This window comes from Streptomyces sp. cmx-18-6 (genome assembly GCF_046548915.1).
GTDB lineage: Bacteria > Actinomycetota > Actinomycetes > Streptomycetales > Streptomycetaceae > Streptomyces.
Map to the genome: position 1 here is coordinate 82,084 of NZ_JAEBEP010000017.1, position 23,916 is coordinate 105,999.

Below are 23,916 nucleotides of genomic sequence, written 5' to 3' on the forward strand. Positions count from 1 at the left end.
GTGGCAGGGCGATGACCGTTGATTCTGCTTCCGAGCGGCGCTTCGAACGCGCCCTGGCCAGCCTGCGTGGGCTGTCCGTGGGAGACGCCCTGGGCTCCCAGTTCTTCGTCCCCGTCAACTACCCGCTGCTCAAGCAGCGCGTCCTGCCGCCCGGCCCCTGGCAGTGGACCGACGACACCGAGATGGCCTCCTCGGTCCTGGCCGTGCTCGCCGCGCACGGCCGCGTCGACCAGGACGCCCTGGCCCGCTCCTTCGCCGAGCACCACGACTTCGACCGGGGTTACGGCCCCGCCGTGAACCGGCTGCTCCGCCTCGTACGGGAGGGCGGCGACTGGCGCGAACTGGCGTCGGCCCTGTTCAACGGGCAGGGCTCGTGGGGCAACGGTTCGGCTATGCGCATCGCCCCGCTCGGCGCCTGGTACGCGGACGACCCGGAGCAGGCCACGCACCAGGCCGAGATCTCCTCGTACCCCACGCATCAGCACCGCGAGGCCGTCGTCGGCGCGATGGCGGTCGCGGCCGCCGCCTCGCTCGCCGCCGCCCCGGGCGGGCCGCCGGCCCCCGAGGAACTCCTCGACGGGGTCATCGCGCTCGTGCCCCGCAGCGCGGTCGGCGCGGGGCTGCGCAGGGCCCGCGACATGCTGGACTACCGGGACGCCGGGACGGTCGCGGCGGTCCTCGGCAACGGCCGCCGGACCAGCGCCCACGACACCGTGCCGTTCGCCCTCTGGTCGGCGGCCAGGAGCCTCGGCGACTTCGAGGAGGCGTTCTGGGTGACGGCCCAGGCCGGCGGGGACGTCGACACGACCTGCGCCATCGTCGGCGGCGTCGTCGCCGCGGGTACGGCCGGTGCGCCGCCCGCCGACTGGCTGGCGCAGACGGAGGAGCCGCCCGGCTGGCTGCTTCCCGCGTATCACTGACCGTGGATCACTGTCACGGTCCTGCCACAGCCTCACTCTGAGTATTCGCGAACGCGGATTCGGGATTACTGTTTCGGCCATGCCGCCCTTATTGATCTTGCGGGCCGACCGCTGCGGGCGTGCGCCGAATGAGACGCCGGGACGACGTGCCGCCCGAGGCCGTGCGTGCGGACCCGGTGGGGGAGGGGTCCCATGCCCGAGCAACTGTCCGAGGCGTCCGGTCCGCCGGACGAGTCCCAGCAGGCCGGCGCGTCCCGGCCGCCGGAGCCGCCGACACCGTCCGAGGATGCCGGCGGCGCGGTGAAGGCTCCGGGGCCGAAGGCCGACAGCGCGACGAAGAGCGCGGCTTCCGGGGCCGACAGCGCGGCGAAGAGCGCGGCCGCTGAGTCCGGCAGTGCCGTCAAGAGTCCTGCCTCCGAGGCGGACGGCGCGGCGAAAGGCCCCGGCTCCGAGGCCGGGAGCGCGGCCCGGCCCGGCGTCCCGGGGGCTCGGGTCGGTGAGCCCCCGGCCACCCCGGCGTACCTCCATGACCAGGGGCGGCAGGCCCAGGCCCGGCAATCGGGCCGGCCGCAGGGCAGCCCCTGGCAGCCCCCGGTCCATGACCCCGGCGTGACGGCCCGGCTCCGTCCGGCCGCGCCGCCCCTCATCCGGCCCGCCGCCCTCTGGGCGGCCCTGGCCACCGCCGTGCTCAGCTCGCTCCTGCTGGGCGACGGCCTCGGCGTGAACCTCCTGATCGTCGCGGTCCCCGCCGCGCTGGCCGCCGGATTCACGGCGCGGGCGGCGGGGCGCCGACTGCGGCCCTGGACCGCCACCTGGGCGGTCGGCGGTATCGCCCTGCTCGCGGTGCCCGCGCTTCGCGACGCGGGCTGGCCGACGTTCCTGGCGGTCGTGTCGGCCTTCGCACTGGGTTCGCTCGCGCTGCACGGCAGCCGGACCTGGCCGGGCGTGCTGATCGGCTCCCTGGCCACGCTCGCCTCGATCGTCCCGGGGATCCGGTGGGGCTGGCGCGGCGTACGGGAACGGGCCAGCGACTCCCGGGGGCGCTGGGGTGCCGCAGTGCGCACCACGGCCGTGGCGCTGGGGCTGCTCGTGGTGTTCGGGGCGCTCTTCGCCAGTGCCGACGCCGCGTTCGCCGATCTGCTGGGCAGGCTCATCCCCGACGTGTCGATCATCGACGGCCCGTGGCGGGTCTTCCTGTTCCTGGTCGGACTCGCGGGCGCGCTGGCCGCCGCCTACACCGCCGCCGCCCCGGTGCGCTGGGACGGGCTCACCGTGCCGCCCGGCAAGCCGCGGGCACGAACGGAGTGGGCCCTCCCGCTGATCGTCCTCAACCTCCTCTTCGCCGCGTTCATCACCCTCCAGCTCGTCGTGCTCCTCGGGGGCTACGACAAGGTGCGGACGGAGACCGGGCTCACCCCCGCCGAGTACGCCCGCCAGGGCTTCTGGCAGCTGCTCTGGGCCACCCTGCTCACCCTCCTCGTGATCTCCCTGGCCCTGCGCTGGGCCCCGCGCGGCGGCAGCCGGGACCGGACACTGGTGCGTGCGGTGCTCGGCACCCTGTGCGTGCTCACCCTGGTCGTCGTCGCATCGGCGCTGCGCCGCATGGGTCTGTACGTCGAGGAGTACGGGCTGACCCGGCTGCGGATATCCGTGGCCGCGATGGAACTCTGGCTGGGAGTGGTGCTGGTCCTGATCCTGGCCGCCGGGGTCTTCGGCGCCAGGTTCCTGCCGCGGGCGATCGCGGTCAGCGCGGGGGCCGCCGTACTGGCCTTCGGTCTGATCTCTCCGGACGCGGTGATCGCCGAGCAGAACGTCCAGCGCTTCGAGGACCGCCGCTCGATCGACGTCGACTACCTCAAGGACCTCTCCGCCGACGCCGCACCGGCCCTGGACAAGCTGCCGGAACCGCAACGCTCCTGTGCGCTGCGGCTCATCGAAAGCCGCCTGTGGTCCTCGGAGTCCCCCTGGTACGCAACCAGTTGGGGAGTGAAGCGCGCCGAGGACATCCTCAAGAAGCGTCCCGTGATCCATGAGGGCCGCAACTGCTACGAGCTGGGCACGGACAGTGTGCGGGAGGGCGAACAGGGCGGGTACGAGCAGGACCACGACGACTACGACCCGTACTGACTCGACTGATCCCACGGTGTGCGAGCCCGGGCGGGGCACCGGCACGGGTGGTGAACCCGGTCCCGTCGACACGCCGTACGGCCCGCGCGGCGCGTCGACGGCCCGACGCTTGTCGGCCGAATCTCGCCGTGCACGGCGCCCCGGGGTGTTGCTGCCGGTGCTCTCGGCGTACGCTGACTGGCGCCATGCCGTACGAACCACCCACGCACACCGTCGAGCGCTCGATCCGCGCTACCACCGGCGCCAGGACCGTTGCCGGCGTCGACGAGGTCGGACGCGGTGCGTGGGCCGGACCCGTCACCGTCTGCGCGGCGGTCACCGGTCTGCGCCGACCGCCCGAAGGTCTCACCGACTCCAAGCTGTTGACCCCCCGGCGGCGCGCCGAGCTCGCCCCGCTGCTGGAGAACTGGGTCACCGCGTACGCCCTGGGCGACGCCTCTCCGCAGGAGATCGACGCCCTCGGCATGACCGCGGCACTCCGGCTCGCCGCCGTACGGGCCCTGGAAGGGCTGCCGGTGCGCCCCGACGCAGTGATCCTCGACGGCAAGCACGACTACCTCGGCGTTCCCTGGAAGGTCCGTACGGTGATCAAGGGCGACCAGTCCTGCATCGCCGTCGCGGCCGCCTCGGTGATCGCCAAGGTGCGCCGCGACCGGATGATGGCCGAACTGGGCGGGGAGTCCGAGCAGTACACAGGCTTCGCCTTCGACGCCAACGCGGGGTACCCCTCGCCCGTGCACCGGGCCGCACTGGAGGAGCGGGGGCCCACGCCCCATCACCGCCTCTCCTGGGCGTATCTGGACGCGCTGCCCAAGTGGCAGCATCTGAAGAAGGTCCGTTTTTCCGCCGAGGCGGCCGCACTCGAAAGCGGGGGCCAGCTCGGCTTCGAATTCTGATCGCGCGCACGCGCCCTTCTCCTGACACCGGCCACATCGGTGTCCGACAGACCACCTTCATGCCTCATCCCCGAGGAGCCTCAGATTCACGAGAGTGCCCAGGGTCCCCGCGTCACGCCGGCCGCCGGCCGTACCGCGCCGACCCCCCGTCCCGTACCAGGTCCGCGCACCGCGGCCACGCCGCGTCCCGGTCGTCCGGTCCCCGGCCCCGTGCGCCCCGCGCCTCCGGCGCAGCGCGCACACCCCGTACCCGCCCCCGCTGCCCCGGCGACCGCCGCAGCTGTGGCCCCGAGCGGCCCCGGCCGGCCGGAGAATCGTTCCGCACCGCAGCTCCAGCTGATTCCGGCTCCGGCCGGCGGAGCCCTCGACGCGGCCGAGGAAGCGGTCGATCTGCTGCTGGACTCCGGCAGGGCGCCGGGCGACATCCTGGTGCTCACCACCGGCGAGCGGCACCCGTGGGCCGCCCACGAGCTGTCCTTCGGCGAAGCCGCCTACTGGGCCCAGCACGACGCGGGCGACGACGTCTTCTTCGCGGACGCCTCGGCGGTCGACCGGGCGAAGCCCCGGCCCGTGGTCGTCGTGGCGGTCAACGGGGATGCTGGCGACACCGTCGTCCGCGCACTGCCCCTCGCGCGTGACCGGGCCGGTGTGCTGCTGATCGTCTGCGGAGACCCGCAGACGATCAACTCGGCGCTCGGCGCGGGCGTCTGATCCGTCCGAACGCCCTCCCCGGCCGCCCGCACGGGCGGCCGGGGATCACCCGAGCGGTCGGCCTGCCCCGCCCACCCCGGGGCAGGTGCACATTCCCGTACGTGCTCAGCACCTGCGCACCGGGTCGCACCGCGCTTCACCGGGCTGAACTCGCCCCGCACCACGCTGCGTCGCCCGCACCGGGTTTCTCAGGGCTCCATCAGACTTCGTCGGGCTTTCATCGGGCGGCTGTGCGCCGCAGCGCCGCAGCCGCTCCGCCACCGGTCCGGGTCAGAGCCGGTTGCTGCTCGGCGACGGTGTCGGCCAGCGGGGCCGGCTCCGACAGGGAACTGGGCCGCCGCCCGCCCCTGCCCTCGCCGAGCACCTGCCAACCCCCGCCGGTCAGCGTGATGTAGGCACCGCACCGCAGGCCGTGCAGCGTGCAGGCGTCCCGAAGGCCCCACATCCACGCGCCGTCCTCCTCGGTCCACCGTTCGTCGCCGTCACGGCAGTAGAGAAGTACCGCTGTACGTACCGGGGTACGGCGGCGCAGATCGTGCGGGACGACGCGCCGAAGGTGCGCCAGCAGGGCGTTGCGGAACTCCCAGCCGTCCGCCGCCACCGTGGCCCGGCGGACGAACGAGGCGCTGGCCGTGAGCCGTTCCTCATGGTCGAGGACCGCGACCACGGCGGTGGCCGGGGTCGGCCGGTGCCGGGAGTGCAGACCGCTGACGACCTCCCGCGGGCTGCGCAGCAGCGGTATGCCCGCCGATGCCCACTCGGCGGGTTCGAGCATCCGGGCAAGGCGGTTGACGGAGTCCGCGGAACCGGAAGACGCCGATATCGAAGTGGCTGAGGACGGGGCGAATCCGAAGGTCATGGTCCTCCCTTCGCTACGCGCCCGTGGTGCGGGCAAGGTCGAGTGAGGGCGCGCCGCGGCACAGCCCTTCCGGGCCCGATGAAGAACTGTGCGGGGAGCAGCTCCAATTCTTCCTGGCGTATCGACGGGCGGCAACGAGCAATTGGCGCGGCTGACGGGAATCTGCCGGTATGGCACTCATATCCCTGCCCAGTCCCGGCCTGATGACGCCTCCCGTCACCCCTGAACCGCGAGGACCAGGGGAAACACCCCCTGAGCTCCGGCCCGCCGCAGCAGCCGCGCGGCGACGGCCAGCGTCCAGCCGGTGTCGGAGAGGTCGTCCACCAACAGGACCGGGCCGCCCGCCGACCGCAGCGCCTGCGCCAACTCCGGCTCGACCACCAGTGCCTCGTGCAGGGTCCGCACTCGCTGTGCGCTGTTGGTCTGCGACTTCGTCAGGTCCTCGGCGCCCGGTGCGTACGTCACCGTCCCGAGCAGGGGCATCCGGCCGATCTCGGCGATCCGGGCGCCGAGGGACTGGACCAACTGCGGCCGGCGGCGCGAGGCGACGGTGACCACGCCGACCGGCCGGGGAGCGGCGTCCGGTGCGCCGGAGGCCCAGCCGCCGCGGCCCTTCGCCCAGTCGGTGAGCACGGTGACCACGGCGTCCGTGACATCGTCGGGCACCGGAGTGTCCGGCGCCTGCGCCGCCAGCATGGGGCGCAGCCGGTTCCCCCAGCCGATGTCGGAGAGGCGGCCCAGTGCCCGGCCGCTGAAGGAGAGTTCGCCGGCGGGGATACGTCCCTTGAGGTCGATGCCGACCGCCGGCAGACCGGTGGGCCACATCTTGCGGGGGTCCACCTCCACCCCCGGCCGGCCCAGCTCGTCGCGGGCCCCGTCCAGGGCGGCGGTGGAGACCTTGTCGTCGAAGCGGGAGCCCGCGCAGTTGTCGCAGCGCCCGCAGGCGGCGGCTTCCTCGTCGTCCAGCCGCAGACGCAGGAACTCCATCCGGCACGCGGTGGTCGTCGCGTAATCGCGCATGGCCTGCTGCTCGGCCGCACGCTGCCGGGCGACCCAGGCGTACCGCTCGGAGTCGTAGGCCCATGGCTCACCTGTGGAGATCCAGCCGCCCTTGACCCGCTTCACCGCGCCGTCCACGTCCAGCACCTTGAGCATCGTCTCCAGCCGGGTCCGCCGCAGATCGACCATGGGTTCCAGCGCCGGCAGCGAGACGGGCCGCTCCGAACGCCCCAGGACGTCGAGGGTGCGCCGCACCTGCTCCTCGGGCGGGAAGGCGACCGAGGCGAAGTACTGCCAGATCGCCTCGTCCTCCTTGCCGGGCAGCAGCAGCACCTCGGCGTGCTCGACCCCACGCCCCGCACGCCCGACCTGCTGGTAGTACGCGATGGGGGAGGAGGGCGAGCCCAGGTGCACGACGAAGCCGAGGTCGGGCTTGTCGAATCCCATGCCCAGCGCGGAGGTGGCGACCAGCGCCTTGACCCGGTTGGCCAGCAGATCGTCCTCCGCCTGCTGCCGGTCCGCGTTCTCGGTCCGTCCGGTGTAGGACGCGACCGGATGGCCGTTCTGGCGCAGGTATGCCGTGACCTCCTCGGCGGCCGCGACCGTCAGCGTGTAGATGATCCCGGAGCCGGGAAGCTCCCCGAGGTGATCGCCCAGCCACGCCAGCCGGTGCGCCGCGTTGGGCAGCTGGAGCACGCTTAGGCTCAGGCTCTCCCGGTCCAGCGGACCGCGCAGGACCAGAGCGTCCGTGCCCGCGCCCGTACCGAGCTGTTCCGCGACGTCCGCCGTCACCCGCGCGTTCGCCGTGGCGGTGGTGGCCAGCACCGGGACACCCGCGGGCAGATCGGCGAGCATGGTCCGCAGCCGCCGGTAGTCCGGCCGGAAGTCATGTCCCCAGTCGGAGATGCAGTGCGCCTCGTCGACCACCAGAAGCCCGGTCGCGGCCGCCAGCCTGGGCAGGACCTGGTCCCGGAAATCGGGATTGTTCAGCCGCTCGGGGCTGACCAGCAGCACGTCGACCTCGCCCGCCGCCACCTCGTCCTGGACGCTCGCCCACTCCTCCGTGTTGGACGAATTGATCGTCCGGGCGCTGATTCCCGCCCGGGCCGCCGCCGCGACCTGGTTGCGCATCAGCGCCAGCAGCGGCGAGACGATCACGGTCGGACCGCTTCCCTGCGCGCGCAGCAGCGAGGTGGCCACGAAATAGACCGCGGACTTGCCCCATCCGGTGCGCTGCACGACCAGCGCTCGGCGTTTGTCGGCGACGAGCGCTTCGATCGCCCGCCACTGGTCCTCGCGCAGACGGGCCTCACCGGTGGCGTCCCCGACGAGACGGGCGAGGACGGAATCGGCCGAGGCCCTGAGCGCTGCACGATCTGCGTTGGTCATGCCCCCATGCAACCCGATGGCTACGACAAACCGCGAACGACGGAGCGAGCCTGTGGATAACGTTATCCACAGGGGTCGCGGAATTCGGCGGACCGCGGGACCGTCGAGCCATGAACAAGCACCACGAATCCACCGGTTCTTCGGACGGCCAGCAGATCACCCTGCGCGGCCCCGCCGAGCTCGCCGACGCCCTCCCGTATCTCATGGGCTTCCACCCCAACGACAGCGTGGTCATGGTGGCCCTGCACGGAGGGCGGGGCCGGTTCGGCGGTCGGCTCCGGCTGGGAATTCCGCAGGCGCCCGGCGAATGGTCGCCGGTCGCCGATCAGTTGGCCGAGAGCCTGATCTCGGGAAGCGAGCGTCGCGACGGGAGGCCGGACGGCATTGTGATCTTCCTCTGCCAGGACTCGGCGGACGGCGAGAGCGGACACCTGACCATGGAGCGCCTGCGGCCGTTCGCCCAGAGCCTGCGCACGGCGTGCGGCGCGCTCGACGTGCCCGTGCTCGAAGCGCTCTGCATCTCGGACGGCCGCTACTGGTCCTACTGCTGCCCCGACATCCGCTGCTGCCCCACCGAGGGAAAGCCGCTCGCTCTGCCCGGTACGACGGTGATGGCCGCGGCGGCCGCCTACGCGGGAATCCACGTCCGGGGAACGCTGCGCGACATGGAAGCACGGCTCGCTCCCTGGCGGACGCCGGAAGAGGCGTCCGCCCAGCGACAGGCCCTGGACAGGGCCGCGCTCTCCGTGGTGCCCAGGATTCTCGACGAGCGGGTGAAGGCCGAGGTAGCGGAGGAAACGCTCGGGCTCGCCCGCACGCTCATGGGCCGTCTCGGGCGGACGCGGTCGGCTCCGCCGGCCGTCCTGGACCTCGGCGACGATCAGCTGGTCAGCCACGACGAGGCCGCCGCCGTCATCCTCGGGCTCCAGGACCGGGAGACCCGCGACAAGGCCGCGGCATGGATGGAGGGCCCCGATGGCCAGTCCGCCCTGAGGCTGTGGCGGACGCTCGCCCGGCGCTGCGTCGAACCCTTCGGGGAGCACGCGGCCGCTCCGCTGACGCTGGCGGGCTGGGTCGCCTGGTCCACCGGCGACGAGCCCGCCGCGCGGGTGGCCCTGGGACTCGCGCTCCGCGCCGACCCGGAGTACACGTTCGCGCAACTGCTGCACCGGGCGTGCAACGAAGGGCTGGATCCGGAGGCCCTGCGCCGCTGCCTGCGCGCCCAGGGCGAGGGCGAAGAGGCGGGGGCGGCGGGCGCAGGGACCGAGGGCGCTGGGACGGAGTCGGATGCGCTGTCTCCCAGGGGCCCTGCCCTGCACGTCCGCAGAGTCCGGTCGGCGCCGAACCGGGAACGGCGGCGGGCGGGCGGACGCCGGGCGACGAACGCCCCGCGGAGGGCGCCGGGTGCGGCTGGGCCTGGGGCTGCCTCGACCAGGCGCCGGACGCGCGACGCCCAGCGCGACGGCGGACGGGACAGCGGGACGCGCCGATGACCCGAGCCGACAGCCGGCAACCGCTGAACGTCGCTGTCCCTCATGATCATCCGGGATTGTCCGGACAGCGCTGATGATCACGCAGAACTATTGATCCCTGACTGGCCGCAGGAGTGCCGAAGGCAGTGTTTATCGTCAGGCAGACGACTATGATCGCTCCATGCCGCCCTACGACCCGTCGAACTTCCCGCCGTTCGCCGTCACCGTCGACCTGGTCGTGCTCACGGTGCGTCGTCACGCGCTCTGTGCGCTGGTCGTTCGCCGTGGTGAGACGCCGTTCCAGGGCCGGTGGGCGCTGCCCGGCGGATTCGTCAGGGCCGACGAGGATCTGGGATCCGCTGCGGCGCGTGAGCTCGTCGAGGAGACGGGGCTGTGCGCTCACGACCCGGCGAAGCCGATCGCGGGCAACGGCGCGCACCTCGAACAGCTGGCCACCTACGGGGACCCGGCGCGCGACCCCCGGATGAGGGTCGTCAGCGTCGCGCACCTCGCCCTCGCGCCGGACCTGCCCGCGCCCCGCGCGGGCGGGGACGCCAACAGCGCGCGGTGGGCGCCCGTCGAGGAGCTGCTGCGCCCCGGCGCCGGGCGGGAGGGCGAGCAGGCGACGCCGCTGGCCTTCGACCACGCGCGGATCCTCGCGGACGGAGTGGAGCGCGCCCGCTCGAAGATCGAATACTCCTCGCTGGCCACGGCGTTCTGCCCCCCGGAGTTCACGGTCGGGGAGCTGCGCCGGGTGTACGAGGCGGTGTGGGGCGTGGTCCTGGACCCGCGCAACTTCCACCGCAAGGTCACCGGCACGCCCGGATTCCTGGTGCCGTCCGGCGGCACCACCACGCGGCAGGGAGGCCGGCCCGCGCAGTTGTTCCGGGCCGGCGCGGCCACGGTGCTCAATCCGCCGATGCTGCGGCCCGAGGTCTGAGGCCGGGGCCGCTCGGCGGGCAAGTGCCCGGCGGGTCCAGCGAGTAGAGGCCCTAGGCGGCGGACCCGGCGGAGGCCCGGTGCGTCGGCCTGGCCGCCAGACGCCACGTTCCGCAGCGGCGGGAACACCCGCGAGCCCAGCGCTGCACAAAAAGTCGGAAATGTCGCGTTATGTTGCTGCGGTACGCATCTGCCGCCGAGCGGTCTCACCTTCCGCGAGAGAACGCGAGAGAATCGATGCTCCAGGCCATCGGACTCACCAGTACCCCCCGCCGCGACGCTCCGCCCGCCGTGAACGACCTGACCTTCCAGGCCCCGCCCGGCCGCGTCACGGCCCTGCTGGGCGCCCCGGGATCGGGCAAGACCGCGGCCCTGCGGCTGATGCTCGAACTCGACTCCGGGCGGGGCGTCGCCTACTTCCGCGGCAGGCCCATGCACCGCATCGCCCACCCGTCACGGGAGGTGGGCGTTCTGCTCGGCGACGTACCGGGGCATCCCTCCCGTACGGCCCGCGGGCAGCTCCGGATGCTCTGCGCGGCCGCCGGGACCTCCGCGACCCGGGCCGACGAGATGCTCGAGGTCGTCGGCCTCGCCGGACTCGGGGACCAGCGCCTCGGCACCCTCTCGGTGGGGATGGACCGCCGCCTCGGCCTCGCCTCCGCCCTGCTCGGAGACCCCCACACGCTCGTCCTGGACGAACCGGCCGAGGGGCTCTCCCCGCGCGAGAACAGCTGGATGTACGGTCTGCTGCGCGCCCACGCCACCCAGGGCGGAACGGTCCTGTACGCCACCGCCGACCCCAAGGAAGCCGCCCGCACGGCCGATCGCGTCGTCACCATCGACGCCGGACGTCTCGTCGCCGACCAGGACGTCGCGGATTTCGCCCGTACCCGGCTCCGCCCCCGGGTCGCCGTCCGGACCCCGCACGCCGCCCGGCTCGCCGCCGTGGTGGGCAGGGAGGCGCGGGCCGCCCAGCGGTCCGTCGAGGTGGTCCCCGAGGCGAACGGCCGGCTGACCGTGTACGGCAGCACCTGCGCGGAGGTCGGGGACGCGGCCTTCCGGCACGGAGTCCCGGTGCACCAGCTCGCGGACGAGATCGGCGACACCGGCCCCGCCGCCCCGTCCGGCGTGGACGGCGCGGCGCGGCAGCCCTCCGCCGTAGCCCTGTCCGAACTCCCGCCGCCGATCCGCGCGCGCCCGGCACGCGGCCCCCTGCGCCCCCTGCGCTACGAACTGCGGCGCTCCCTCGGCGTCCGGACGACGGCCGTGATCATGGTGACGGCGCTGCTGGCCTCCGCCGCCCTCTCCGTCCTGCTGGCCCGCACCGACGGCACCTCCCTGCCGCGCCTGCTCGCCGCCTGGCCCGAACTGCTGCCGCTGCCCCCCGCGGCACTGGCGGCCGGTCTGCTGGGGGCCCTGTCCTTCGGGGACGAGTTCCGCTACCCGGCGCTCGCCGCAGGGCGCGGGACCGTGCCCCGGCGGATCGGCCTGCTGGTGGCCAAACTGACGGTGACGGCGGGATTCGCGCTCCTGCTGGCCGGCCTGGCCGTCGTCGGCGGTGCGCAGGGCCTCCGGCTCGTCTACGGTCCGGAGTTGATCACGGTTCCGGCCAACGCGTTCGCACTGGGCGCGAGTTGGGCCGGGCTGACGGTAGGTTGCGCGTGGGCCGGGCTGCTGGCGGCGGGCGTCTTCCGGGCGGCCGGGGCCGGGATCGCGGCCGTACTCGCCGTTCCGGTGCTGGTGGTTCCGCTGGTGCAGAAGGTGTTCGCGGCGCCGTCCGCGCGTTCGGTCACCGGGCTTCCCGGCCGTCTGCGCGAACTGGCCTGGTGGCAGCTGCCGCAGGAGGTGGACCACTGGGTCCTGGCCGTCGCGCGGGTGGTGGCGCAGCCCGTGGGCGCCGCGCTCACCCTGTCGTTGTCGGCCCTGATCTGCGCGTATCTGTTCACCAGTCTTCGCGGCAGGGTGCGTTGGTGATCGTGGCGGCCGGGCGGCGAGGAGAAGGGGGACCGTAATCCCTTAAGAAATGCCTGGTTTGTATAGATATTGCGTCAATTGTGGAGTGGGTGCCGATCACCCTTTCGTGTGCTTTTCAGCAAAGACCTCAAGGGGTGGGCGAGCCGCGCCGACAAAGGATGCGTGAGTACCCTTGCGCACACCATGATGACCGCCGCCCGCTCCGCCGACTCCGGCCTGGCCGGCTCGGGCGAACTCGATCGCTATCCCTACACGGAGGCGCCGGCCGGCGAGCGCGCCGCCGCCCGTGCCTGGGGCGGTTCCGATTCCGAGTTGGGGCGAGCGAGCCGACGGGGGGCCGCCAGCCGCGGGCGCGGCCTCCACGGCCAACTCGTCCAACAGCTGGGCCAGATGATCGTCTCCGGTGACCTCGGCGCCGACCGCCCTCTCGTTCCCGAGGAGATCGGCCAGCGATTCGAGGTCTCCCGCACCGTCGTACGCGAGTCCCTGCGCGTCCTGGAGGCCAAGGGGCTGGTCAGTGCGCGCCCCAATGTGGGTACCAGGGTCCGCCCGGTCAGCGACTGGAACCTGCTCGACCCGGACATCATCGAATGGCGGGCGTTCGGTCCGCAGCGCGACGACCAGCGCCGTGAGCTGTCCGAGCTGCGCTGGACCATCGAGCCGCTCGCCGCCCGCCTCGCAGCCGGGCACGGCCGGGAGGACCTCCAGCAGCGCCTCGGCGACATGGTGGAGATCATGGGGCACGCCATGGGACAGGGCGACGCGATCACCTTCTCCCGCGCCGATGCGGAATTCCACGCCCTGCTCATCCAGGCCGCGGGCAACCGGATGCTCGAGCACCTCGCTGGCATCGTCTCGGCCGCCCTGCACGTCTCCGGCGGCCCGGTGACCGGTTGTGACCGCCCGGGTGAGGCTTCGCTCGCCCACCACGCACGCATCGTCGAAGCCCTGGCCTCGGGCGACTCCGCGGGCGCCGAGACGGCCATGCGCCAACTGCTCGTCGTCCACCCCGACGTGGAGCGTGTGGTCCCCGCGCCGCGCGAGCACTGACCGCTTCACGGCCGGGGCGCCCGGGCCCTGTGCCGCCGGACCCGACGGGGTCCGGCGGCACAATTGTGGCGGGATGCCACTCCTGGCACGGTTCGTCGTGAATGGGGTGTGACTCGGGCCACGCGGATTGGGCGTAACACTCCTCGAAGCAGCGCGATGACTTAAGAGGTGAGCGTCGCGGAAGGAATACAGCAGCCATCGAGCGCGCTGTTTCAGTTCTGAGGCCAAACCCGCGCCGTCGACGACATCCCCAGTCGACGGTCGTCGGCTCCAGCCCTCTCCAGGGCGGGGCCGGAAGCCGTTTCCATCGTTCCGAGAGGTTGTTCGTGTCGGCCAGCACATCCCGTACGCTCCCGCCGGAGATCGCCGAGTCCGAGTCTGTGATGGCGCTCATCGAGCGGGGAAAGGCTGATGGGCAGATCGCCGGCGATGACGTGCGTCGGGCCTTCGAGGCTGACCAGATTCCGCCAACCCAGTGGAAGAATGTTCTGCGCAGCCTCAACCAGATCCTCGAGGAAGAGGGTGTGACGCTGATGGTCAGTGCCGCGGAGTCGCCGAAGCGCGCCCGCAAGAGCGTCGCAGCGAAGAGCCCGGTCAAGCGCACCGCCACCAAGTCCGTCGCGGCGAAGACCACCGTGACGAGGACCGTCGCGGCGCCGGCCGCCCCGGCGGCCGAGAGCGCGGACGCGGTGGCCGACGACGCCGTCGCGGCCGCTCCCGCCAAGAAGGCGGCAGCCAAGAAGACGGCTGCCAAGAAGACCGCCGCGAAGAAGACGGCGGCCAAGAAGACAGCGGCGAAGAAGTCCGGCAAGCAGGACGACGAGCTCGTCGACGGTGACGAGGCCGTCGAAGAGGTCAAGGCCGGCAAGGGCGAGGAAGAGGAGGGCGAGGGCGAGAACAAGGGCTTCGTCCTCTCCGACGACGACGAGGACGACGCGCCTGCCCAGCAGGTCGCCGTCGCCGGCGCCACCGCCGACCCGGTCAAGGACTACCTGAAGCAGATCGGCAAGGTTCCCCTCCTCAACGCCGAGCAGGAGGTCGAGCTCGCCAAGCGCATCGAGGCGGGTCTCTTCGCCGAGGACAAGCTGGCCAACGCCGACAAGCTCGCGCCGAAGCTCAAGCGCGAGCTGGAGATCATCGCCGAGGACGGCCGCCGCGCCAAGAACCACCTCCTGGAGGCCAACCTCCGCCTGGTGGTCTCCCTGGCCAAGCGCTACACCGGCCGCGGCATGCTCTTCCTGGACCTGATCCAGGAGGGCAACCTCGGTCTGATCCGCGCGGTCGAGAAGTTCGACTACACCAAGGGCTACAAGTTCTCCACGTACGCCACCTGGTGGATCCGTCAGGCGATCACCCGTGCCATGGCCGACCAGGCCCGCACCATCCGCATCCCGGTGCACATGGTCGAGGTCATCAACAAGCTCGCGCGCGTGCAGCGCCAGATGCTCCAGGACCTGGGCCGCGAGCCCACCCCGGAGGAGCTGGCCAAGGAGCTCGACATGACCCCTGAGAAGGTCATCGAGGTCCAGAAGTACGGTCGCGAGCCGATCTCGCTGCACACCCCGCTCGGTGAGGACGGCGACAGCGAGTTCGGTGACCTGATCGAGGACTCCGAGGCCGTCGTCCCGGCGGACGCGGTCAGCTTCACGCTCCTCCAGGAGCAGCTGCACTCGGTGCTCGACACGCTCTCCGAGCGTGAGGCCGGCGTGGTCTCGATGCGCTTCGGCCTCACCGACGGCCAGCCGAAGACCCTGGACGAGATCGGCAAGGTCTACGGCGTGACGCGTGAGCGCATCCGTCAGATCGAGTCGAAGACGATGTCGAAGCTCCGTCACCCGTCGCGTTCGCAGGTCCTGCGCGACTACCTCGACTAGAGCGGGTCTCACCGGTGGAACGGGTGTTCCACCGGCAAAGGGCCCGGATCCCCCAGGGGAACCGGGCCCTTTGGCGTGTCCGCGGGTGCGGAGGCGGACGGGCTGGATCACGCTGGGTGGATCGTTGCCACCTCAGCGTCAGGAGCCTTCATGCCCCGTCCCGTCGTCCGCACCCTGACCGGGGTCCTCGCCCTGACCGCAGCCGTGCTGCCGCTCGCCTCGCCACCCCCGGCGGTCGCGGACAGCATCGTCGTCGGCGGACAGCCCGCCCCCGTGGCGGACAGCCCCTGGGCGGTGGCCCTGTCGAGCCGAGACCGGTTCGGGGGAGCGCGCGCGGGCCAGTTCTGCGGCGGGGTCGCCGTGGCGCCCACGAAGATCCTGACGGTCGCCCACTGTCTGGGTGAAGAGGCGCTCGGCGGACCCGTCAGCCGGGTCAGGGACCTGCGCGTCATCGTCGGGAGGGACCGCTTGAGTGACTCGACCGGTCAGGAGATCCCGGTCCGGGAGGTCTGGGTCAATCCGGCGTACGACCCCTCCACCAACGCCGGCGACCTCGCGGTGCTGACCCTGTCCCGGGCCCTGCCGAGGGGCACGGCCATCCCGATGGCCCGGGACGGGGACGAGGCGTACCGGGCCGGGACGGCGGCGGCCGTCTACGGGTGGGGGGACACGACCGGAAGCGGTACGTACGCCTCCGTGCTGCGCTCCGCCCGGGTCCAGGTCCTGCCGGACAGTGAGTGCGCCCGCGCCTACCCCGGCGGCAGGGAGGGCGCGTACGACGCCTCAGGGATGCTCTGCGCGGGCGAACCCAGGGGCGGGCGGGACGCGTGCCAGGGCGACAGCGGAGGGCCGCTGGTGGCCCGTGGGCGGCTTGTCGGCCTGGTGTCCTGGGGGAGTGGCTGCGGGCGCGCGGGCAGCCCTGGGGTGTACACCCGGGTCTCGGCCGCCGTGAAGTGGGCCGAGGGCCGCATCTGAGCGGCCGCGCAGGCTTACGGAGCCACGAGAACGGGCGGCGCCCCTTGGTGGGGGCGCCGCCCGTCGGCCGGTCCTGGACCGGCCCCTGGCTCGTCGTGGATGCGAGGTGTCAGTGTTGTTCCTCGTCGGCAGCAGTCGCCTTGGCGGCGTTGAGCCGATCCGTCTCATCCTGTATTTCCGCGGCGATCTTCTTGAGTTCCGGCTCGAACTTGCGCCCGTGGTGGGCGCAGAAGAGCAGTTCACCGCCGCTGATCAGGACGACGCGCAGATATGCCTGGGCGCCGCAACGGTCACAGCGGTCTGCTGCGGTCAGCGGGCTCGCGGGGGTCAGAACAGTAGTCACGTCGCCTCTTCTCTAGCTCGACGAGCTGTCGTACCAGGGTCAACATCCAACCAGGCCGAAAACGTTCCCGCTCGTGGCTTTTCTTCGAAACTTCTTCTCGGTGTGGCTGTCTGTTGCCGGTTGGCGGCGAATGTGCCGTATGCGGAGCGCTACGGTTTCGCATTGCTTGTCTTGGGGGTCGGTCCCGCCGGCCGGCTTGCCGGTGTGTTCATGAGGACGTGCCCGGAGCCTAAATGGTTCATGCCTCGAAGGGAACGTGATGTGCACGTCACTCCGACGAATGATCGAACATCCATGCGAGCCCGGATGGAGCTCGACTAGCATAAGGATTCCCCCAAGGGTGGCGTTACAACCGCTCTACCAGGGCTCTGTAGGCTCTCAGCGGCAACCGAAGCCGAGCGCGATACCCACATGGGCCCCAGATGAAATTCAGCGAGGAGCGAACCCGCGTGACCGCCGAAACGTCCGTGCCGTCCACCGCGATGCTGGCCGCAGCAGGCGGCGACCGGGACAGCTCCAACTACACCGCGCGGCACCTTCTCGTACTCGAAGGGCTCGAGGCGGTCCGCAAGCGCCCCGGGATGTACATCGGGTCCACCGACAGCCGCGGGCTCATGCACTGCCTCTGGGAGATCATCGACAACTCCGTCGACGAGGCTCTCGGCGACCACTGCGACCACATCGAGGTCATCCTCCACGACGACGCCTCCGTGGAGGTCCGGGACAACGGCCGCGGCATCCCGGTGGACGTGGAGCCCAAGACCGGGCTCTCCGGCATCGAGGTCGTCATGACCAAGCTGCACGCCGGAGGCAAGTTCGGCGGCGGCTCCTACGCGGCCTCCGGCGGCCTCCACGGTGTCGGCGCCTCCGTGGTGAACGCCCTCTCCGCCCGCCTGGACGTCGAGGTCGACCGCAACAGCGCGACCCACTCCATCAGCTTCCGGCGCGGCGTCCCCGGCATGTTCACCGAGCAGGGCCCCGACAGCCCCTTCGACCCGGCCAACGGCCTGCGCAAGGGCAAGCGCGTCCCCAAGACGCGTACGGGTACCCGGGTCAGGTACTGGGCGGACCGGCAGATCTTCCTCAAGGACGCCAAGCTCAACCTGGAGACGCTCTACCAGCGGGCCCGCCAGACGGCCTTCCTCGTCCCCGGCCTCACCATCGTCGTCCGCGACGAGCGGGGCCTCGACGGCGAGGGCAAGACGGAAGAGACGTTCCGCTTCGACGGCGGCATCAGCGAGTTCTGCGAGTACCTGGCGCAGGACAAGGCGGTCTGCGACGTCCAGCGGCTGACCGGCACGGGCACGTTCAAGGAGACGGTCCCGGTCCTCGACGACCGCGGCCACATGACCGCGACCGAGGTCACCCGGGAGCTCGGCGTCGACATCGCGCTGCGCTGGGGCACGGGCTACGACACCACCGTCCGGTCGTTCGTCAACATCATCGCCACCCCCAAGGGCGGCACCCACGTCAGCGGCTTCGAGCGCTCCCTCACCAAGACGGTGAACGAAGCGCTCCGCTCCGCGAAGATGCTCCGGGTCGCCGAGGACGACGTCGTCAAGGACGACGCCCTCGAAGGGCTCACCGCCGTCGTCACCGTACGGCTGGCGGAGCCGCAGTTCGAGGGGCAGACCAAGGAGGTGCTCGGCACCTCGGCGGCCAACCGGATCGTCGCGGCCGTGGTCGCCAAGGAGCTCAAGGCGTTCCTGACCTCCACCAAGCGCGACGCCAAGGCCCAGGCCCGGGCCGTGCTGGAGAAGGCCGTCGCCGCCGCCCGTACGAGGATCGCGGCCCGCCAGCACAAGGACGCCCAGCGCCGCAAGACCGCGCTGGAGTCCTCCTCGCTGCCGGCCAAGCTCGCCGACTGCCGCAGCGACGACGTCGAGCGCAGCGAGCTCTTCATCGTCGAGGGCGACTCGGCGCTCGGCACCGCCAAGCTGGCCCGGAACAGCGAGTTCCAGGCGCTCCTGCCGATCCGGGGCAAGATCCTCAACGTCCAGAAGTCGTCCGTCTCGGACATGCTGAAGAACGCCGAGTGCGGGGCCATCATCCAGGTCATAGGAGCCGGGTCCGGGCGGACCTTCGACATCGACGCGGCCCGTTACGGCAAGGTCATCATGATGACCGACGCCGATGTGGACGGCTCCCACATCCGCACCCTGCTGCTGACCCTCTTCCAGCGCTACATGCGCCCGATGGTCGAGGCCGGACGGGTCTTCGCCGCCGTGCCGCCGCTGCACCGGATCGAGCTGGTCCAGCCCAAGAAGGGCCAGGACAAGTACGTGTACACGTACTCGGACAACGAACTGCGCCAGACGCTGCTGGAGTTCCAGCGCAAGAACGTGCGGATCAAGGAGTCCATCCAGCGCTACAAGGGCCTGGGCGAGATGGACGCCGACCAGCTGGCCGAGACCACGATGGACCCGCGCCACCGCACGCTGCGCCGGATCAACATCGGGGACCTGGAATCCTCCGAGCAGGTCTTCGACCTCCTGATGGGCAACGAGGTCGCCCCCCGCAAGGAGTTCATCACCAGCTCGGCGGCGACCCTGGACCGCTCGCGCATCGACGCCTGACCCGCTTCGGCCCGGCCCCCGCTCCCCGTACCACCGGCGGAGCGGGGGCCGCGTACGTTCCGCGGCTCGCGCCGCCGTTCGGGACTCCTGTCACCTGAAGAGGTGAATTCGGGCGAATGACGCGCCCGGGATCTTCCCTCAGCGCCCATGGTTGGCTGCGCGGCCGAAAAGGTCCGTGGACAAGGGAGTTGCTCGGTGGAGAAGGAAGCAGGACCGGCGACCGCGGGAGTGCGGTTCGACGATCCGTGGTACGAGGCATCGGCCGTGGGCTGGGGCGAAGCGGACGGCACGGGGGCCGAAGCGGCCGACGGCGCACCCGCCCCCGAGGGCTCGCGGCCCGGGCCCGGCGTGGCCGAAATCTATCTGGAGGTGCACCGCAGCGCGGCCTTCCGCGAGGTGCGCCGCCGCTACCGCCGCTTCGTCGCGCCCGCCGCCCTCGCCTTCCTCCTCTGGTATCTCGCCTACGTCGTCGCCGCTACGACAGCGCCCGGGCTGATGGCCCGCCCGGTCGCCGGCGCCGTCAACGTGGCGATGGCGGCTGGGCTCGGCCAGTTCCTCACCACCTTCCTGCTGACCTGGGCGTACGCACGCCACGCACGGCTGCGCAGGGACCGGGCGGCGCTCGATCTGCGGTGGGACACCCAGGAGATGACGCGAGGGCTGGCAGACCGGCCGGCGGGAGGGGGAGGACGTTGAGAGGCGACCACCAGACGCTCGCCCTGCTGCTGTTCTGCGCGTTCATCGCGGTGACGCTCTTCATCACCACCTGGGTCAGCCGCAACCGGCAGGGCTCCGCCGAGGAGTTCTACGCCGGCGGCCGCCTCTTCTCGCCCATGGAGAACGGATTCGCCATCGCCGGCGACTACATGTCGGCGGCCTCCTTCCTCGGCATCTCCGGGCTGATCGCCCTGTTCGGCTACGACGGCATGCTCTACTCGGTCGGCTTCCTGGTCGCCTGGCTGGTCGTCCTGCTGCTCGTCGCGGAACTCGTGCGCAACTGCGGCCGGTTCACCCTCGCCGACGTCGTCGCCGCACGGATGGCGGAGCGCCCGGTGCGCACCGCGCTCGGCACCTCGTCCGTCACCGTCTCCGTGCTGTACCTGGTCGCCCAGATGGTCGGCGCGGGCAGCCTGGTGGCCCTGCTGCTCGGCGGGACGAGCGACGCGGCCCGCTCCTGGACCGTGGTCGGCGTCGGGGCGCTGATGGTGGTCTACGTGTCCTTCGGCGGGATGCGGGCCACCACCTGGATCCAGATCGTCAAGGCCGTGCTGCTGATGGCCGGAGCCGTCACCCTCACCGCGCTCGTCCTGGTCCACTTCCGCGGCGACGTCAACAGCCTGCTCAACACCGCCGCCGAACGCAGCGGCCACGGCAAGGACTTCCTCGCCCCCGGCCTGCGCTACGGCGGCGACTGGATCTCGCGGTTCGACTTCATCAGCCTCGGCGTCGCCCTCGTCCTCGGCACCGCGGGCCTGCCGCACATCCTGTCGCGCTTCTACACCGTGCCCACCGCCCGCGCCGCACGCCGGTCCGTCGTCTGGTCCATCGGCCTCATCGGCAGCTTCTACCTGATGACGATCGTGCTCGGCTTCGGCGCGGCGGCCCTCGTCGGCTCCACGGAGGTCCGGGCCTCCAACGCGGCGGGCAACACCGCCGTACCGCTGCTGGCCCTGGTGCTCGGCGGAGGCGAGGGTTCCACCGGCGGAACGGTTCTCTTCGCCGTCGTCGCCGCCATCGCCTTCGCCACCATCCTGGCCGTCGTCGCGGGCATCACCCTCGCCTCCTCGGCCTCCGTCGCCCACGACCTCTACGCCTCGCTCCGCCGCCCGGGCCGCAAGCAGTACGGCGAAGTCGCCGTCGCCCGGGTCGCCGCCGCCGGAATCGGGGCGGTCGCCATCGTGCTCGGTCTGCTCGCCCAGAACCTCAACGTGGCCTTCCTGGTCGGCCTCGCCTTCGCCGTGGCCGCGTCCGCGAACCTCCCGGCCCTGCTCTACTCCCTGTTCTGGAGCAACTTCACCACCCGGGGTGCGGTCTGGGCGGTGTACGGCGGCCTCGTCCCCGCCGTCGTCCTGGTCCTGGTCTCACCCGTCGTGTCGGGCAGCCCCACGTCCCTCTTCCCGGGCGTCGACTTCCAGCTCTTCCCGCTGGAGAACCCGGGCCTCGTCTCCATCCCGCTCGGCTTCCTGGCGGGCTGGCTCGGCACGGTCACCTCGCGCGAGAAGCCGGACGAGGCCAGGCACGCCGAGAGCGAGGTCCGGGCGCTCACGGGGGCGGGGGCGGCGTGAGGGGGGCCTAGGGCCCAGGTGCGGCGTCAGCCCGTGGCCCAGGTGTAGCGGTGTTCCGGGCGGCCCGTCTCCCCGTACCGCAGTGTCAGCCGGACCGTGCCGGTGCGCTCCAGCAGCTTCAGATAGCGCTGCGCGGTCTGCCGGCTCATCCCGCCGCTCTCCGCGACCTCCTGGGCGGAGAGCGGGCCGTCCGCGTCGCGCAGCGCCTGCCGTACGAGTTCGGCGGTGCTGGGGGAGTGGCCCTTGGGGAGGTCCGGTTCGCCCGTCGCCCACAGGGCGCCGAAGAGCCGGTCCACTTGGGCCTGTTCGGCCTCCCCGCCGCCGTCGAGCGTGTGGCGCAGCGCGGCGTACGCGGTCAGTTTTGAACGCAGACCGGCGTACGTGAACGGCTTCACCAGATACTGGAGCGCACCGTGACGCATCGCGTCCTGCACGGTCGCCACATCGCGGGCGGCGGTCACCATGATCACGTCGACCTGGCGGCCGAGTCGGCGCAACTCCCGTACGACGGCGAGGCCGTTGCGGTCGGGGAGGTAGTGGTCGAGCAGGATCAGGTCCACCGGCACGTCCTCGACGGCGGCCAGCGCCTCGGCCGCCGAGTGGGCCTGCGCGGCCACGCGGAACCCGGCGACCTTGGCGACGTACGCCGCGTTGATCCGCGCCACCCGGACGTCGTCGTCCACGATCAGGACCTGGATCACGGTGTCTCCCCTGTCGGGGCCGGACGCGGCGGCGAGCGGTCGGGATCCGGTTCGACGAGCGCCTCTGGAAGCACGGGAGCCTCAGGGAGCACGACAGCCTCGGAGAGTACGAGCGCTTCAGGGAGTACGACGGTGAACACCGCGCCACCGCCTTCCTCCGCCGCGTCGACGCCCACGCCGCCTCCCTGGCGCTCCGCGAGCCTGCGGACCAGGGGAAGTCCCAGGCCGCGCTTGCCGTGCGCCGGCAGGTCCTTGGTGGACCAGCCCTCGGTGAAGATCGCCGCGTACTGCTCCGGCGGGATCCCGGGGCCGCTGTCGCGCACCCGCAGCACCACCGTACGGCCCTGAGCCCGGAGCCCGACCTCGATCCGCGCGTCCGGTGATCCGGCCGCCGCGTCCAGGGCGTTGTCGACCAGGTTGCCGACCACCGTGACCAGGCCGCGCGGGTCCACCACCCGGTCGGGCAGCAGCGTGCCGGGAGTCACCCGCAGCGCGACGCCGCGCTCAGCGGCGACCGTCGCCTTGCCGACGAGCAGCGCGGCCAGCAGCGGGTCCCGCACCTTCTCGGTGACCTGCTCCGCCGTCGCCCGGTGGACGCCCACCACCTCCGTCACGAACTCCATGGCGTCCTCGTGCATCTCCAGCTCCAGCAGCCCCAGCAGGGTGTGCAGCCGGTTGGCGTGCTCGTGGTCCTGGGCGCGCAGCGCGTCGATCAACCCGGTGGTGGAGTCGAGCTCGCGGCCGAGGTGTTCGAGCTCGGTCCGGTCGCGCAGGGTCACCACCGCCCCGCCGTCGTCCGTGGGCATCCGGTTGGCCAGCAGCACCCGGGACCCGCTGACGGTCAGCAGGTCGTCGCCCACCACCCGGCCCGCCAGCACATCCGCGGTCCGGCCGCCGTCCAGCACCTCGTCCACCGGGCGGCCCGTCGCCCCCGGGCCGAGCCCCAGCAGCCGCTGCGCCTCGTCGTTCAGCAGCCGGATCCGGCCCGTGCCGTCGAGCGCGACGACCCCCTCGCGGATGGAGTGCAGCATCGCCTCACGCTCGGTCAGCAGCGCCGAGATGTCGGAGAAGGCCAGGTCGTGGGTCTGCCGTTGCAGCCGCCGGGAGATCAGATACGCGGCGAGGGCCCCCACGGCCAGGGCCCCGCCCGCATAGGCGAGGAGCCCGGGGATCGCCGAGAGGAGCCGGGCGCGGACACTGTCGTACTCGATCCCGACCGAGACCGCGCCGACCACCTCGGACGAGCCGGGGGAGCCGTACAGCGGCACCTTGCCCCGGGCCGAGCGGCCGAGGGTCCCGCTGTCGATCTCCATGACCGACCGGCCGCGCAGCGCCTCCCCGGGGTCGGTGGAGACGACCTCGCCGATCCGGCCGGCCTCCGGGTGCGACCAGCGCACGCCCCGGCGGTCCATGACGACGACGTACTCCGCGCCGGTGGCCCGCCTGACGCGCTCGGCCGCGGACTGTACGGGGCCCCGCGCGGACGGCCGCGTGGTGCGCAGGTCCTCGGCCAGCTCCGGCCGGGCGGCCGTGCTCCCGGCGATGGCCAGCGCGCGGCGCATCGCCTCGTCGTCGAGCTGGGCGCTGAGGGGAGCCAGGAACAGGCCGGTGACCAGGACGGTGACGCCCGTGATGATGGCCAGCTGCATCAGCAGCACCTGGGAGAAGACCCGCTGCGGCCAGCCGAACCGGCGCGGTGCGCGGTCGGAGATCGGTGGGGCGCTCATCGTACGAACGGTAAGGGGCACGAGGGTCCGGCGGAAATCCGCGGGAGAATCCGCAGGGGAATCAGTAGGGGGGAGATGTCCATCCCCCCCCGGGAATCC

At 72.1% G+C, this 23,916-nt stretch carries 18 protein-coding genes; 13 read left to right on the top strand and 5 right to left on the bottom strand.

All coding sequences use genetic code 11. The features are described 5' to 3' along the window. Nucleotides 1-11 precede the first annotated feature (11 nt). The 4 genes from ACLJPL_RS30300 to ACLJPL_RS30315 all read left to right on the top strand — a co-directional run bounded on the left by ACLJPL_RS30300 (nt 12) and on the right by ACLJPL_RS30315 (nt 4,654). Nucleotides 12-920 (top strand): ADP-ribosylglycohydrolase family protein, encoded by a 909-nt coding sequence (locus ACLJPL_RS30300; protein ID WP_411084144.1) that lies wholly within the window; start codon nt 12-14, stop codon nt 918-920. 192 nt (nt 921-1,112) lie between these two features. Then, nucleotides 1,113-3,047, top strand: a complete 1,935-nt coding sequence (locus ACLJPL_RS30305; protein ID WP_411084145.1) for a DUF4153 domain-containing protein — start codon at nt 1,113-1,115, stop codon at nt 3,045-3,047. A 185-nt stretch (nt 3,048-3,232) separates the two neighbouring features. Next, nucleotides 3,233-3,943 carry a ribonuclease HII gene (locus ACLJPL_RS30310; protein ID WP_411084146.1) on the top strand — a complete coding sequence of 237 codons (711 nt, stop codon included), beginning with the start codon at nt 3,233-3,235 and terminating at the stop codon, nt 3,941-3,943. A gap of 39 nt (nt 3,944-3,982) precedes the next feature. Beyond that, the gene (locus ACLJPL_RS30315; protein WP_411084147.1) at nt 3,983-4,654 is read left to right on the top strand and encodes a hypothetical protein; all 672 of its coding nucleotides are present in this window, start codon (nt 3,983-3,985) and stop codon (nt 4,652-4,654) included. Nucleotides 4,655-4,871: 217 nt separating this feature from the next. Here ACLJPL_RS30315 and ACLJPL_RS30320 read toward each other — a convergent pair whose 3' ends face one another. Next, nucleotides 4,872-5,513 (bottom strand): hypothetical protein, encoded by a 642-nt coding sequence (locus ACLJPL_RS30320; protein WP_411084148.1) that lies wholly within the window; start codon nt 5,511-5,513, stop codon nt 4,872-4,874. A gap of 216 nt (nt 5,514-5,729) precedes the next feature. Then, complete coding sequence (locus ACLJPL_RS30325; RefSeq protein WP_411084149.1) at nt 5,730-7,901, bottom strand: RecQ family ATP-dependent DNA helicase; 2,172 nt, start codon at nt 7,899-7,901, stop codon at nt 5,730-5,732. 110 nt (nt 7,902-8,011) lie between these two features. Between ACLJPL_RS30325 and ACLJPL_RS30330 the strand changes: the two genes are divergently transcribed. From ACLJPL_RS30330 to ACLJPL_RS30355, 6 genes are all read left to right on the top strand, one after another. Further along, a complete protein-coding gene (locus tag ACLJPL_RS30330) occupies nt 8,012-9,394 on the top strand; it encodes a DUF4192 domain-containing protein (RefSeq protein ID WP_411084150.1) in 1,383 nt (460 codons plus the stop codon). A 160-nt stretch (nt 9,395-9,554) separates the two neighbouring features. Next, nucleotides 9,555-10,313, top strand: a complete 759-nt coding sequence (locus ACLJPL_RS30335; protein WP_411084151.1) for an NUDIX hydrolase — start codon at nt 9,555-9,557, stop codon at nt 10,311-10,313. 236 nt (nt 10,314-10,549) lie between these two features. Beyond that, nucleotides 10,550-12,286: an ATP-binding cassette domain-containing protein gene (locus tag ACLJPL_RS30340; RefSeq protein ID WP_411084152.1), complete on the top strand. Its 1,737-nt coding sequence runs from the start codon at nt 10,550-10,552 to the stop codon at nt 12,284-12,286. 162 nt (nt 12,287-12,448) lie between these two features. Further along, nucleotides 12,449-13,336, top strand: a complete 888-nt coding sequence (locus tag ACLJPL_RS30345) for a FadR/GntR family transcriptional regulator (protein ID WP_411084153.1) — start codon at nt 12,449-12,451, stop codon at nt 13,334-13,336. A 326-nt stretch (nt 13,337-13,662) separates the two neighbouring features. Beyond that, entirely contained in the window at nt 13,663-15,210 is a 1,548-nt protein-coding gene (locus tag ACLJPL_RS30350) for an RNA polymerase sigma factor (protein WP_411084154.1), read from the top strand. Between the two features lie 150 nt (nt 15,211-15,360). After that, nucleotides 15,361-16,185, top strand: a complete 825-nt coding sequence (locus ACLJPL_RS30355) for a S1 family peptidase (protein WP_411084155.1) — start codon at nt 15,361-15,363, stop codon at nt 16,183-16,185. 109 nt (nt 16,186-16,294) lie between these two features. Here ACLJPL_RS30355 and ACLJPL_RS30360 read toward each other — a convergent pair whose 3' ends face one another. Continuing rightward, nucleotides 16,295-16,528 carry a hypothetical protein gene (locus ACLJPL_RS30360; protein WP_411084156.1) on the bottom strand — a complete coding sequence of 78 codons (234 nt, stop codon included), beginning with the start codon at nt 16,526-16,528 and terminating at the stop codon, nt 16,295-16,297. A 449-nt stretch (nt 16,529-16,977) separates the two neighbouring features. Between ACLJPL_RS30360 and ACLJPL_RS30365 the strand changes: the two genes are divergently transcribed. From ACLJPL_RS30365 to ACLJPL_RS30375, 3 genes are all read left to right on the top strand, one after another. After that, complete coding sequence (locus tag ACLJPL_RS30365) at nt 16,978-19,104, top strand: type IIA DNA topoisomerase subunit B (protein ID WP_411084157.1); 2,127 nt, start codon at nt 16,978-16,980, stop codon at nt 19,102-19,104. A gap of 195 nt (nt 19,105-19,299) precedes the next feature. Then, nucleotides 19,300-19,800, top strand: coding sequence for a DUF485 domain-containing protein (locus tag ACLJPL_RS30370; protein ID WP_411084158.1), 501 nt, complete (start codon nt 19,300-19,302; stop codon nt 19,798-19,800). Next, a complete protein-coding gene (locus ACLJPL_RS30375; protein WP_411084159.1) occupies nt 19,797-21,389 on the top strand; it encodes a cation acetate symporter in 1,593 nt (530 codons plus the stop codon). Before ACLJPL_RS30370 ends, ACLJPL_RS30375 begins: the two co-directional genes overlap by 4 nt. A 26-nt stretch (nt 21,390-21,415) precedes the next feature. On the opposite strand, the gene ACLJPL_RS30380 is transcribed toward ACLJPL_RS30375, so the two are convergent. Both ACLJPL_RS30380 and ACLJPL_RS30385 read right to left on the bottom strand, forming a co-directional pair. Further along, a complete protein-coding gene (locus tag ACLJPL_RS30380) occupies nt 21,416-22,090 on the bottom strand; it encodes a response regulator (RefSeq protein ID WP_411084160.1) in 675 nt (224 codons plus the stop codon). Next, nucleotides 22,087-23,817 carry an ATP-binding protein gene (locus tag ACLJPL_RS30385; RefSeq protein WP_411084161.1) on the bottom strand — a complete coding sequence of 577 codons (1,731 nt, stop codon included), beginning with the start codon at nt 23,815-23,817 and terminating at the stop codon, nt 22,087-22,089. The genes ACLJPL_RS30380 and ACLJPL_RS30385 overlap by 4 nt, the downstream gene beginning before the upstream one ends. Nucleotides 23,818-23,916 lie beyond the last annotated feature (99 nt).

Coding starts and splice junctions, on each gene's coding strand:
- ACLJPL_RS30300 (WP_411084144.1), top strand. CDS start 12: ATGACCGTTGATTCTGCTTCCGAGCGGCGCTTCGAACGCGCCCTGGCC.
- ACLJPL_RS30305 (WP_411084145.1), top strand. CDS start 1,113: ATGCCCGAGCAACTGTCCGAGGCGTCCGGTCCGCCGGACGAGTCCCAG.
- ACLJPL_RS30310 (WP_411084146.1), top strand. CDS start 3,233: ATGCCGTACGAACCACCCACGCACACCGTCGAGCGCTCGATCCGCGCT.
- ACLJPL_RS30320 (WP_411084148.1), bottom strand. CDS start 5,513: ATGACCTTCGGATTCGCCCCGTCCTCAGCCACTTCGATATCGGCGTCT.
- ACLJPL_RS30325 (WP_411084149.1), bottom strand. CDS start 7,901: ATGACCAACGCAGATCGTGCAGCGCTCAGGGCCTCGGCCGATTCCGTC.
- ACLJPL_RS30330 (WP_411084150.1), top strand. CDS start 8,012: ATGAACAAGCACCACGAATCCACCGGTTCTTCGGACGGCCAGCAGATC.
- ACLJPL_RS30335 (WP_411084151.1), top strand. CDS start 9,555: ATGCCGCCCTACGACCCGTCGAACTTCCCGCCGTTCGCCGTCACCGTC.
- ACLJPL_RS30340 (WP_411084152.1), top strand. CDS start 10,550: ATGCTCCAGGCCATCGGACTCACCAGTACCCCCCGCCGCGACGCTCCG.
- ACLJPL_RS30355 (WP_411084155.1), top strand. CDS start 15,361: ATGCCCCGTCCCGTCGTCCGCACCCTGACCGGGGTCCTCGCCCTGACC.
- ACLJPL_RS30385 (WP_411084161.1), bottom strand. CDS start 23,817: ATGAGCGCCCCACCGATCTCCGACCGCGCACCGCGCCGGTTCGGCTGG.